The sequence below is a fragment of the uncultured Methanobrevibacter sp. genome (assembly GCF_947170395.1).
Lineage (GTDB): Archaea > Methanobacteriota > Methanobacteria > Methanobacteriales > Methanobacteriaceae > Methanocatella.
The window spans coordinates 13,227-26,780 of sequence record NZ_CAMVTE010000012.1 but is presented as its reverse complement, the minus strand read 5'-3'; the positions used below and the strand labels follow the sequence as shown (position 1 = coordinate 26,780).

The following is a 13,554-nucleotide window of genomic DNA, read 5'->3' as shown; positions in this document are numbered from 1 at the left end:
TATAAAATTTAAATACTTTATTAAAGTAATAGTTATTTGTAATAAATTAAATTCAAATTGATTAAGGAGAATTAAATATGGATATGATGAGTGTTTTATGGCAAGTGGGTATCTTTGCATCCGTTCTTGTTTTTGGTATAAAGATAGGGCTGGCTTCAGGTTTGGCCAATTTGTCTAAAAAATTATTTGCAGCAATTTGTATTGCATATGGTGGTGGAGTAATTGTAATATCAGCTATTGCGTCATTATTTGCTGAACAGCTAATTCAGGCTATCTACAGTTACAATACTATATTTTACATTATAATGGCTTCAATCATGATTGTTGCAGGTTTGTTTACTATAAGGGAATGGAAAATACATGATAAGAATACATCTACTGCAACTTCCCTGGCTATTATTGCTCCTTGTCCTTGCTGTTTCGGGTCAATCATTGCCAGTGTATTGATTGTTGCACCAACAATAGGCGTCAGCTCACTTAATTTAAGCTGGTATGCGGCAGCCGCACTTGTTGGAGTCATGATTGTGACTTATCTTGCATCAAATACAATCATCAGGTTTATCAAAAAACCGTATCCTGTTGTTTTGGGAAATTTCATGCTGTTGCTTGGAGCATACTTCCTGCTTTCAGCTATTGTAATTCCAAACATTGCAGGTGTTTTAACAAAAACTTTAACTCCAATTACTATTGGTTCTCCTCAAGATTTATTAATGATTATTGTGGCATTCGCTATTTTATTAGTGGGTGGTGCCGTTTTAAATAGAAGAGGTAGTATTTTAAAATAACTAGGTGAAAATTATGGCTTTAAATATTCCGGGTGGAGAATTTTTAACAGGATCTCTTGATGTAATTTCACAAAGCTTAACAATTCCGGTTCTTATAATTTTGCTCGTAATTGTTATAATAAGTATTATTGCATTGGGAGGAATTATTGCTGAATATACTTCCAGACGTAAAGTTTCCGTTGGAACAATAAGGGATTTGATTTATGAAATCAATGCTGCTGAATCACAGGACAAATTGAAAAGTGTAATTTCTTCAGCAAAAATCCCAAAATCTCAAAAGAAGGTTTTAGATGAAATTGCATCTTCTGAAAGTTTAGGTAATTCATCAAGAGAAGCTTTGGCTCGTAAATTATTTGAATTTGAAGAAGAAAAAACCGAATCTACATTACAGAAAACTGATATTATTACTAAAATCGGACCTACGTTAGGTTTAATGGGTACTTTAATTCCAATGGGTCCGGGACTTGCCGCATTGGGTGCAGGTGACATTAACACTCTTGCAAGTTCTCTGACAGTTGCGTTCAACACTACTATTGTAGGTATCGGTTCAGGTGCATTATGTTATGTAATCAGTAAAGTCAGGTCAGGATGGTATGACAGATATCTATCTGATTTGGATGCTTTAATTGACGCTGTTCTTGATAAAATGGGTAAATAGTGATTTTATGGTAAGAAAAGGTGGAAGACGAAGGGCTAAACGTGTCGAAGAAGACCCAATGGCAGGTACATCCAACTTGGTGGATGCAATGCTTGTTATTGCTGTGGGCTTTCTGGTTTTCGTTATCATAAGCTGGAATATGCAGGCAATGATTGACCCTGACAATAACATTCAAGACCAGATGCAGCAACAGAAAATGACTGAAGTTGATCAAGGCCAGCAGTTGAATGAAACCCCTGACACTTCAAACAGTTCCGGTCAGGGTTATACCGAGATGGGTAAGGTTTATAAAGACCCTGCTACGGGTAAGCTGATCATGGTGGAAGGCTAAGCCTTTCACACTTAACTTTTTTTTGACCTATTTTTTTTTTAACACTTATATGTTTTAACATACATACATAATAACTGATTTTACTTCAAACATTTTCCGGTGATTTCATGAAGCATGGTAATATTCTTAGAGTTTTGATATTGAATTTTGTCTCCTCATTAATAATTGCTATAGTTACTTCAGATATCCTGGACGCATTTCACCTTAAGGGAGGAATGTATTTGGGTAATTTATTTGGATTGTACTTTTTAGTCGTTTATGGCGTAAATAATCTTGTGGAAGCACAGAAAATTCCAAATAATTACATAAGATTCATTGTTGCAATACTTTACATTTTGGCATTCGATATTGCATTTGTTTTTATCATACCGTTACTGTTCGGTCCGAACGCATTTCCGCCAACAGAATATTTATTCCTGAACTATGGCGGCACATTTTTCAATCTTGCATTAAGCAAGGAGTTTTATTTGGCGCTTTTCGCCGTAGTGATGCTGATATTCAATTTCCTTATTTACAGAAGATACAAACATTTTAACCGTGATTAAATGAAAGTTGGCGAATTAATCAAATCAATGTTCATGAACCTTATTGGAGCAGTTATCGTAACTGTTATGGTCTGGTTTTTCATAGGCACTCTGCAAAATGCTTATCTTCCGTTTATTGCAGCACTGGTTGGAATGTATATCTTTGCATGTTTTGGAGTAAGCCGCATAATCGAAGACGGAATAATTCCCGACAATTATTCCAGATTTGTCCTGGCCATCGTCTGTATTGTAATATTTGCGGCGGTGTTTGTCTATGTCATGCCGATGATATTCGGTGATGGTGTATTTCCGGGACCTTTGACATTAAGTTCGGGCATCGTTCTGGATACCCAAATGATTCTGGCAATTTGCGGCATAATTGTTTTGGTTTTAAACTACTTTGATATGTAGATTATTTTTAAAATGTCGATTGATTAAATTGACAGTTATTAACAACCTGTTTTACACATTAACAGTTTCTTTTTCTAATGAAGTATCAAAAAAGTCTTAAGAACTGTTGATTTTGCATTTGGATTTTAGCCAGCTTGCCAACTTTGTTTTGTTTTTTAATATGTTTTCTGTTTTTTTAAAAAGATTAATTGGGGTAGTTTGAGGTATTTTGAAATTTTTTTCTTTTTTATTTTCTTTTAATTGTGAATGATTATTATTTTTCATCTTTACATCAAATATTTTCTATTTAGCTCTTTTCGCTATAATATATGTTAATATTTAATTTCTTAATCTACAGGCGCCACATTCATTATGAATGATTCTTTTTGAGGTTATTTTTTTCTGGTTTTTCAATTTGTTAGTTGGTTATTTTATTTAATGTTTAACATCGTAATACTTTTTATCAAATTTATGATAATTTAGTAATAATTATATTTATATATGTATTACTTTAAATGACAATCTGTGTAGATTATAAGTCTATACATGATTATATAAAATTTTTTTAAAATTTTATGGGGGGTACTAAAAAAAATGAATAAAAAAAATTTATTCATTGTTTTGTTAATATTCATTTCATTAGTTATGATAACTTCTGTTTCAGCTAGTGATGATTTGGATGTTGCATCTGTTGCCAAACAGGGCGCTGATGTAAATATTGAAGTTAACTACGAATATAATGAAAATATTAATCCTCAAATAATTGTTAATCAAGATGGAAATAGTGTTTCTTATCAAAAAACTTCAAATGACAATAAATATAATATTGCTCTAGATGATGTTGACAGTGAGAAAAATTATACTATTTTTGTTTCTGCACATGGTTATGAACAAGCTTCACAGGTAATTACTTTTGATAATGCTAACTCAAGTAATTTAATTTTTAATCTTAAAGCAACTAACAATTATAAAATCGGTTATGATATAACTGTTGATGCTAATAATAAACTTGATTTTAAAAATGCTGATGAAGTTTTAGTAATTACTACTGCTGGATTAACAAGAATTGATGGAACAACAACTGAAGACGTTTTGGATGGAATTATAAATGCTGCTGATGGTTTTATTACCTATGGTCAGGGAAACATTTTAACTCTTTCTGCTATAAGAACTGATCCGACTGATTTTGCTTTTGTAGTCAAAAGAGGAAATGATTTAACTATGGCATTTTATAAAAATGCTACATTGACTCCGATATATGTTGGAACTGTTGACAGCGCAAATATGAATGCAAATAAATGGAAAGAATTACAAAAAGTTTTAGGTTCTGAGGACGCTTATTCTTATGTTAGTTTAGCTAATGCTTGGGCTGCAGGTTTGTCTGCTGATGTTTTAACTCAATCAGCTTATCATGGTCATGTTTGTACAGGGTTAGTAAGTGGTCAGGCAATGATTCATACTTTACTCAAATATTTCCCACCTAGGGGTGAAACAGGTGTTAATCCACTTGAAAATACAGCATATTATGTTGTAGGAGTTCCAGGAGGGTCTGATGATGATTCATTTGTTTGGTCAATGGATATTACTCCAGGTAAAAGAGCATATGTTGGTATTGACACTATGGTTAATACAACAATGACAGGATTTATAAGATGGAATACAACATCCAATACTGGTATTTTAATATTGATGTCTTATAATGAAGATGGTCTTAAAAAAGAATTTAAAACTTTAACTGGACTTAATCCTGATGCAAGTTCTGCAAATGATTTAAAATATCAAAAATGGTTAATTGATAAATTAGCTAAAGATCCAGAATCATTAATAGTTATTGTAGATCAATTAGGATATTTAACTGAAGAGCAATTAATTCAAATAATGGGAACAAGTGATGCTTCAATCGATGTGGATGCAAGAGGATTGGATTTGGACTATATTTATAGTTTAAATTTGACTCACATAGAATCAGACTCTAATAAAGAACTTAAAGCATCATCTCTTACAGAACAGGATTTAATTAATATCGGTAGACAAGCAGCAATTAATGCTACTAATTACTTTAATTCAATTAATATAACTATTGAAAAAGATATGTCTAATTTCTATGTTCTAACTAGTGCTGGATTTGTACGTATTGATAATACTGATACTACAAGCGTATATGACGGTATCGCTGAAATTTTAGGTTCTAGATTGAGTAGAGCAACTTTATTACCAGTGCACACTGCATTGTGGAAAGAGTTAGTATTTGATTTCTTCTGGTTAGATCCATTAAACAATGCAAATACTGCTTCATACAGTTTATTATACAATCAAACTTCTGGTCAATTTGAAATTTGTCCACAACAATATAATATTCAGGATAATTCAATTAAATACAACCCGGCATATGATATTTTACTTGCATGGTTATTCCACAACCATGTATGCCCTGGCGGTTCTCCAGGAATATTGCTTGCTGATAAAGTATTTGATGAATTGCCGTTAGGTGAAAATGAAACATATATGCTTGTTACTACATTAGCATACTGTAAAGATGACACCTTATCCAGACTTCTTGGTGTTTCACCGGGTATGCAGAATTATTACAATTTAAGATATTCAGAAGCTACTGCAGATGGTGGAAATAAATCAAGTTATGTGAATATTATTATTCGTTGGAATGAACAAACCCAAACTGGTACTGCAACCCTTGCTCAAGTTGCATTCCCTAAATTTGCAACTGGTGGTTCTGCAAACTATGAAGAATGGAATAAATTATTCAAAGGAGATTATTCTTCACCAGGTTTAGTAAGAGCTCCTCTTGTCGAATTTGTTGCAACTAAAGAAATCAATAAAGAAATGTTAGATACTATTAGGGCAGGTGCTTATCAAACTGAAGAAGGAGATGCAATTTTATACTTAATGGCATTAAATGATACTCTTCCAGTTTCATCTTCAAGTGATAAAGATGCCAATGATAATGGTGGAAACACAAAAACTGATGATGGAAGTTCTCAAAAATCCAATTCTAAAGACACTTCATCTTCAAAAGCTACTAATAGGGGATCTAACAATAGAGGAACTAGTACTAGCGTAGGAAGATCTTCAAATCCTGTTGGTTCTGTATATGCAGCTTCAGCTGCTACTCCGGTTTCCGATGATTCATCTTCTGATGATTCTTCTGATGATTCATCTTCTGATGATAACCAAGCTGGAGAGTCAAGTGACAGTTCAAAAGCATATGAAATTGAGAAAAAAGAGTCAAAAGAAATTGATTATAATAATTTACTCTATGGAATGGCTTTTGTTTTAATCATAATTGGTGCTGTTGCTGGTGTCATGTACATAAGAAGAAAATAAGTGAGTAAATATCTTAGGATATTTATTCTTTTTTTATTTTTTCAGATATTCATTTTTTAGAAACATTAATTTTCCTATACTTTAGAAAGTGTAGATAATTTTATAAACTGGTTTAATTAAATTAATACTTACGAATTTTAAATGGTGTTTAGTAATATGGAATTCTGTCCTGATTGTGGTAAGATGTTAATGCCTAAAAAAGGCAAGATTAAATGTAGATGCGGTTATGAAAAGTCATTAACCGATGAGGATATTGAGGAACAGTACTCTTTTGAAGGTGAAACAAATCCCGAGGCAAAAGTTATCGTCACCGACAGAAATAATGTTGCCTTGCCTACAACCAGAATAACCTGCTATAAATGTGGTGGAACTAAAGGTTACTGGTGGACAGTACAGACAAGATCAGCCGATGAGGCTCCAACTAATTTTATTCGTTGCGCTAAGTGTGGAAACACATGGCGAAGTTCCAATTAAAAATCATTTTGCAGATTCAATAAATTTTCTTTTGTAATAATTTTGTCAACACAATTAAATATTGGTTATTTCAAATTTAGAGGAAAGCTAGAGGTGATATTATGGCAAGAAAATCATTCAATGACAAGTTAAACGATTCAAAGGACATGCCAAAAATTATCGAAATTGCTGATGAAAAATCAATTGAAAGATATGGTGGCTCTCAGATGCTGATAGCTCCTCCGCTAGACTATAATGGCATCATGGCTCAAATTCCGGAAGGCAATGTAATTACTGTCAGTGAAATCAGGTCATTTCTAGCTCAAAAATATGGTGCTGAATTCACCTGTCCAATGACGGCAGGAATATTCATTTCCCTTTCAGCTCAGGCCAGCTGTGAAAGAGATTGTGATAGAATTCCTTTTTGGAGAACTCTTAAAAAAGACGGTGAACTGAATCCGAAATATCCTGGAGGCATCGAATATCAAAAAGAGAAATTGGCATCTGAAGGCCATACATTCACGACAAAGGGAAGAAAAAATATCCGATATTTCGTTGAAAATTATGAAAATTTCTTATATGATTTAAAATAAAACATTAATATAATGAAAACTCTTGAAAAAACATTGAAGTCTGTGGCTGAAAATCCAAAATATATCTTTCGACTTACTATTCAGGGAGTAATGGTGGGTATATTTGCAGGATTGATGGTTTGTTTATACAGATTTTTGCTTAACGGCTCAGAGCATATTTTAAGAGGGTATTTAACTGTTATTAAAGGAAATTTCCTTTACATTATATTGTTTTTTATAGCTTTGGCCGTTATGGGTTTTTTAATAGACTTTTTAACTAAATGGGAAGTTGATTCTGCTGGAAGCGGAATACCTCAGGTATATGCTGAGGTAAAAGGTCATATGGAAGCCAATTGGCTTAAAGTTTTATTTTCTAAAATAGTTGCCGGAGTCCTCACTGCATTGGGCGGTTTATCTTTAGGTCCTGAAGGTCCGTCCGTTCAGATTGGAGGTATGGCGGGAAAGGGAGTTGCAAAACTTTTCAAGGGTTCCAAAACAGATGAGCTAAGACTGATTCTGGTGGGTTCAGCAGTTGGTATTACAGCAGCATTCAATGCACCTTTGGCAGGTGTGATATTTGTTTTCGAGGAAATAAATCATGGATTTGACAAGACTCTGGTATTCATTGCCTTGGTATCAGCAATTGTGTCTGATTTTATCTCAAAGGCCATATTCGGCCAGTCAACCATTCTGAATTTCCCGGTATTGAACATTCCTCTTGAATCATATTGGGTTTTGATTGTTTTGGGAATATTTATTGGCATTTTGGGCTACATCTACAATATCGGAATGATCAAATCATCCGATTTTGTCTCAGGCCTTAAGATTCCCTCATGGCTTAAATTCGTATTGGTATTTATGGTATCCGGTGTTGTGGCACTGACAATACCTGAAATCAGTGACGGAGGACACTTCATGATGGACATGTTGGATGTGGCAATTCCATCTTTGGGAGTATTGGTGTTATTGCTGGTGTTGAAGTATCTCTTTTCAATGTTTTCATTCTCATCCGGAGCTCCTGGAGGCATATTTTTGCCTATTCTGGTATTGGGGGCCTATATTGGGGCGGTATTTGGAAGCGTTTTCGTTCCTGCACTGGGTCTTGAGCATGAGTTGATTTACAAGTTCATAATCATTTCCATGGCCGGATTTTTCGCAGCAACCGTCAGATCACCAATCACAGGAGTCGTGCTTTTGGCTGAAATGTGCGGTTCAACAGAATCCCTTGTTGCAATGATTATAGTCTCACTGATTGCTTATGTGATTCCGACACTTCTTGGAAATGAACCGATATATGAGTCACTGTATGACCGATTGCTTTTAAACAAAAACAGGGAATATGTCAAAAAACCGTCAAAACATGTTTTAAGCGAGTATGTTGTTCCGCTTGACTGCAACTATATCAATTTTAAAATCAAGGACATTCCGTTTCCTAAAAATGCAATTGTCGTATCAGTAATCAGAAACGGCAAGTATATCATCCCAACAGAGGACTTTAACATTCAGTATTCAGATCAGATTAATATATTGACGGATGTAAACGATTATCCGTTTGTAAGACAGGAAATCGAGGATTTATTTGGTGGTTAATATGAGTATCATTTTTAAAAGGCATTCCGTACGCAAATTCAAGGACGAAAAGGTAGATGACAAGCTAATTGAAAACCTGCTTAAGGCAGGCATGCAGGCACCTTCCTCATGCAATGCACAGCCATGGGAGTTTATTGTCGTTGATAAAAAGGAAGATAAAGAGGCAATTTCTGAAATGCACAGATTTGCAAAACCTGCGGCCGGCGCATCCCATTTGATAATAACGATAGGAAATCTGAACCGGGCAAAGGTGATTGGAATGATTGAGCAGGACCTTGGAGCGTGCAATGAAAACATATTGCTTCAGGCAACCCATGAAGGACTTGGAGCGGTATGGTTGGGTTTCCATCCTATTGAAGATAGGACATTGAAGCTTAAGGAATATCTTAACATTCCGGATTTCTGCATTCCGTTTTCCGTAATATGCGTAGGCTGGCCGGAACAGGAAAGCGAGACAAAACTGAGATATGACGAATCAAAAGTTCATTTTGACAGATACTGACAGGTGTGATTTTTCATGGGAATATTTGACAGATTGTTTAAACCGAAATACAAACACAAAGACCCTAAAGTAAGACTTGAAGCCGTAAAGAAATTGGATGACCAGAATATTTTATCTGAAATCGCAAAACAGGACAGTGATGTAGATGTTCGTCTGGCGGCAATCGGACGGATTAGAAACGATGCAGTCCTTGAAGACATTGTCAATACCACATCAGATATGGATATTCGCATGCAGGCAATTGAAAGAATAACCGACAATGACATTCTGGTTAAAATTGCAAGAAATGATTTAAACACAGATATCTCTCAAAAGGCTTTAAACAACATTACAAGTGAATCAGCTTTAAATGAAATTTCAATAACGGACGATGAATCCGCCAACCAGCTTCAGGAGGTAAAGACAACCGGAGATTTGGTTTTATTAAGTGACATTGCAAAAAATGATGTTAATGTAAGCATTCGTCTTGAAGCGGTAAAGGGACTGGTGGATGATGATTTGCTTGCAGACATCGCCAAAAACGATATCAATGCGGCAGTCCGTATGGAAGCCGTTTACGGTTTGAAAAAACAGGATGTTTTAGCTGATGTTGCAATAAATGACAAAAATGAAAAGGTTTCTATAGAAGCACTTAAAAAGGTTCATGATAAAAGTCTGATTGGGGAAATTGCAAAAAATGCCAAAAATTATCTGATACGCCTGAAAGCTGTTGAAAAGGTCACTGATGAAGATGTATTGAAGGACATTTTAAACAATGATGAGGATGACTGGGTTCGCCATGAAGCGGTTGGAAATGTCAGTGATGAAGAGTTTCTGGCTGAAATTGCAAAAACCGATGACGCTCCGCTGGTTCGTGAGGAAGCGCTCATGAAAGTGTCTGATGAAAACCTGTTGGCTGATATTGCAAAGGACGGTGAAGATTCATACATTAGAATGGAAGCAGTAAAAAGAGTCAGTGACAAAAACCTGCTTGAAGACATTGCCCTTTTGTCAATCGATTCATGGGTTCGTGTTGAAGCAGCAAAGATGATTGACAATGAAAGCGTTCTGGTGGATATCGTAAACAATGACAGGGATGCATGGGTTAGAAGAGAAGCATTAAAGGGAATTACAAACGAGATTATCTTGGAAGATGTTGCAAAACAGGATAAGAACTATTTTGTCCGTCTTGATGCAGTTAAAAGAATTGATGATGAACTGATACTGCTTGAAATCGCAAAGGATGATGAGAATTTCAATGTTCGCCATGAGGCTCAAAAAAGAATAACACGCCCGGATCTGTTGTCTGAAATAGTTGAGGATTCCGATGACTCCTGGATAAGGGAAGGTGCACTTAGAGGCGTCAGCCATGAAAACATCCTTCTTGACATTTTGGAAAATGATAGGGATCCTTGGGTACGTCTTGAAGCCCTTAAAAAAATAACGGATGAAAGTGTTATAGAAAATGTGGCTTTTAACGATAAGAATTATTATGTCCGCCTTGAAGCTGTCAAAAAAATTGATGATGAGGCTGTATTGAAAGACATTGCAAAAAATGATTCCCATCAGTGGGTTCGCCACCTTGCAAGCGAGAAAATAACCGACAGTGATACTGTTAAAGCTGAAGTCGATGAGATTGACATTGCAGAAGCCCGTCAAAATGAAGCATACAGAAAGATAACAGACTACACAGTAAGTGAATTTGAACGTGGAATATATGTCGATGATATAGTTGATGAAAAGCTTTTGAGAATGCTTGCACAGGACAAAAACCTCTATGAACTTAGGGTAAGGGTAATTGAAAAAATCCATAACGAGGAATTTTTACAAAAGCTTTATCGTGAAACACCCGAAGGCCATATCAGAAGAGCAATCGTAAACAATATAAAAGACAAGGAATTTCTGCGATTTATTTACAATAACGATATGGACATAGGTATTGTCAGTCAGGCATTTACCTTGCTTGGTGATGATGTATAGTGTCAAAATTGATGTTGGTGAGTTCGATGTAATGCCTAATTCATCGTAAAACTCACAAAATCAATCTTTTTTGTTAAAAATTCATAATCTGCAATTATAACTTTTATATACTGAATTAAACAAAACAATTAATATATTAATTTCTTTTCAATGGAATGTATATCATGATAAGCAAGCAGTTAAGGGAATTTGAACTATTGAATACTACAACCCAAAGCATCTATGAATTGGATGATTCTGATGTTCTTATAATTTTGGAAAACGGGTCTAATCTGACTAGTTGGCGTGAAGTAAGAAACAAGGAAGACATCATATACATCAGTGAAGACCTCTTTGGTAAAACAGACATTGCAGGAAGATATGCCGGTTTAAAAAATCTTAAAGCTATTGTTGCGGCAGGTTTCGGTGATGTGGAAAACATGGATGGTGTATTTAACGGATGCGAATCCCTGAAGGATATCTCATCCTTAAGAACATGGGACACTTCCAAGGTTACAAGCATGAGCAAGATGTTTTACGGGTGTGAATCTCTGGAGGACATTTCCCCTTTAGGCTCATGGGATGTTTCAAAGGTCAGAAATATGGATTTGATGTTTTGCGGATGCAGTTCACTGGAAGATCTCTCCGATTTGTCTGACTGGAACGTTTCTAAAGTTCAAAATATTTCCGGAATGTTTTGGGATTGCGCATCACTTGAAAAAATTTCAGGTTTGGCAAAATGGGATGTTGGCAATGTCACTGATATGCATTACATATTTTCTGATTGCATCTCCCTAAAGGATGTTTCAGCCCTAAAGAAATGGAATGTTGGCAATGTAGGTGATATGGGTTGCATTTTTGATTTTTGTGCTTCACTTGAAAACATATCTGGTTTGGCAAAATGGGACATGTCAAACGTGTTCAACATTACAGCGATGTTTAGGGGATGTGAATCTCTAAAAAACATATCTGCCCTTAAGAAATGGGACTTGTCATCCATGACCCATAACTCAGGTCTTTTATCACTGTTTGCAGACTGCAGTTCACTTTCTGACATCTCACCATTGAAGTCATGGGATGTTTCAAACATAACAAGAATCGACAGCTTATTTGAAGGATGCAGTTCACTTACAAATCTCTCGGCTTTAAAAAAATGGGACGTTTCAAACGTAAAGTCAATGTCTGAACTTTTCAACGGATGTCTGGTGTTGGAAAATATTTCCGCTTTGGAAAACTGGGACGTCAGCAATGTTGAAAACATGGCGGGAATTTTTGGAAGCTGCGAGTCACTTAAAGATATTTCCGCTTTAAATCAATGGGATACAAGCAAAGTGACCTCTTTGGAATTTTCATTTGGAAGATGCATGAGTCTTGACTCAATAGCTGCCCTAAAGGAATGGAACGTTAAAAGGGTTTCAAATATGGCTTCATTATTTGAAGGATGCAGTCTTTTAACCAGCATAAATGATTTGAAGGACTGGAAGATTGAAAATGTGGAAAACATCAATGAAATGTTCAGGGATTGCGAGTCACTGGTCAGTCTGAATGAATTGAACGTGTGGATTTTCATCAAGGTCGAACATGACGAGGATGTGTTTGAAGGCTGTGAAGCTTTGGAGGAATATCCTATGTGGTATGCCAACGGACATGTGACTGCTGGAAATCTATATCTGCATGAATTTGACAGACTGAACAAGACAACCGACAGCATAAACAATCTGGGAGAGTTTAAAGTATTGATTATCCTAAAGGACGGTACAAATCTGACCGATTGGGAAGATGTGAAAAACAGGCAGGAAGTCATATTCGTAAGCGAAGATTTATCGCAAGATGTTGATTTGACTGAAAAATATGTCGGTTTGACCTCCCTTAAGGCAATTGTCATTACAGATTCCAATAAGATAGAAAACATGAATGGAATGTTTTCAAAATGCCATTCTTTGGTTGAAATTTCATCTTTAAAATCCTTGGATGTGTCAAATGTATCTAAAATGAAGTTCACTTTCCATGAATGCAAATCCCTAAAAGATTTAACTCCTATAAAGGACTGGAACGTTTCAAATGTTGATGATATGGCTGGAATGTTTTTTGGCTGTGAATCATTGGCCGACATATCTCCTTTGGACAGCTGGAATGTGGGAAATGTCAAATCAGTGAGAGGAATGTTCTGGAACTGCATTTCAGTGGTAGGTGCCTTTTTGCATAACTGGGATGTTTCCAATGTTGTTAATATGAACGCAATGTTTTTAGGCTGCAGGTCATTGGTTGACCTTGCTCCGATAGAAAACTGGAACATATCCAATGTGTCCATTCTGGCAGGAATGTTTGAAAAATGCATAAACCTTGCCGATGCGTCATATCTGGACTCATGGGATGTGTCTAATGTAAAGCATATGGAAGACATGTTTCTGGATTGTGATTCTCTAAGTTACACTCCGAAATGGCTAAGCGATTAGAAACTCATTTTTA

General features: G+C 35.5%; 12 protein-coding genes. All 12 read left to right on the top strand.

What is annotated here, in order from left to right; genetic code table 11:
- The first annotated feature begins 77 nt into the window (after window positions 1-77).
- The 12 genes from Q0W04_RS04685 to Q0W04_RS04630 all read left to right on the top strand — a co-directional run bounded on the left by Q0W04_RS04685 (window position 78) and on the right by Q0W04_RS04630 (window position 13,541).
- Entirely contained in the window at window positions 78-785 is a 708-nt protein-coding gene (locus Q0W04_RS04685; protein WP_298500893.1) for a DUF2162 domain-containing protein, read from the top strand.
- Window positions 786-798: 13 nt separating this feature from the next.
- Complete coding sequence (locus Q0W04_RS04680; RefSeq protein WP_298500892.1) at window positions 799-1,443, top strand: MotA/TolQ/ExbB proton channel family protein; 645 nt, start codon at window positions 799-801, stop codon at window positions 1,441-1,443.
- 7 nt (window positions 1,444-1,450) lie between these two features.
- Window positions 1,451-1,774: a DUF2149 domain-containing protein gene (locus tag Q0W04_RS04675; RefSeq protein WP_298500891.1), complete on the top strand. Its 324-nt coding sequence runs from the start codon at window positions 1,451-1,453 to the stop codon at window positions 1,772-1,774.
- A 107-nt stretch (window positions 1,775-1,881) separates the two neighbouring features.
- Window positions 1,882-2,319, top strand: coding sequence for a hypothetical protein (locus Q0W04_RS04670; RefSeq protein WP_298500890.1), 438 nt, complete (start codon window positions 1,882-1,884; stop codon window positions 2,317-2,319).
- A complete protein-coding gene (locus Q0W04_RS04665; RefSeq protein ID WP_298500889.1) occupies window positions 2,320-2,709 on the top strand; it encodes a hypothetical protein in 390 nt (129 codons plus the stop codon). It begins immediately after the preceding gene.
- 573 nt (window positions 2,710-3,282) lie between these two features.
- A complete protein-coding gene (locus Q0W04_RS04660; protein WP_298500888.1) occupies window positions 3,283-6,030 on the top strand; it encodes an FmdE family protein in 2,748 nt (915 codons plus the stop codon).
- 156 nt (window positions 6,031-6,186) lie between these two features.
- On the top strand, window positions 6,187-6,504 hold the full coding sequence (locus Q0W04_RS04655; RefSeq protein ID WP_298500887.1) for a transcription factor S: 318 nt from the start codon (window positions 6,187-6,189) through the stop codon (window positions 6,502-6,504).
- Window positions 6,505-6,605: 101 nt separating this feature from the next.
- The gene (locus Q0W04_RS04650; RefSeq protein ID WP_298500886.1) at window positions 6,606-7,076 is read left to right on the top strand and encodes an MGMT family protein; all 471 of its coding nucleotides are present in this window, start codon (window positions 6,606-6,608) and stop codon (window positions 7,074-7,076) included.
- Between the two features lie 12 nt (window positions 7,077-7,088).
- Window positions 7,089-8,645, top strand: a complete 1,557-nt coding sequence (locus Q0W04_RS04645; RefSeq protein WP_298500885.1) for a ClC family H(+)/Cl(-) exchange transporter — start codon at window positions 7,089-7,091, stop codon at window positions 8,643-8,645.
- 1 nt (window position 8,646) lies between these two features.
- Window positions 8,647-9,147, top strand: coding sequence for a nitroreductase family protein (locus Q0W04_RS04640; RefSeq protein WP_298500883.1), 501 nt, complete (start codon window positions 8,647-8,649; stop codon window positions 9,145-9,147).
- A 15-nt stretch (window positions 9,148-9,162) separates the two neighbouring features.
- Complete coding sequence (locus Q0W04_RS04635; RefSeq protein WP_298500882.1) at window positions 9,163-11,106, top strand: HEAT repeat domain-containing protein; 1,944 nt, start codon at window positions 9,163-9,165, stop codon at window positions 11,104-11,106.
- A 155-nt stretch (window positions 11,107-11,261) separates the two neighbouring features.
- On the top strand, window positions 11,262-13,541 hold the full coding sequence (locus Q0W04_RS04630) for a BspA family leucine-rich repeat surface protein (protein WP_298500880.1): 2,280 nt from the start codon (window positions 11,262-11,264) through the stop codon (window positions 13,539-13,541).
- The last annotated feature ends 13 nt before the right edge of the window (window positions 13,542-13,554 follow it).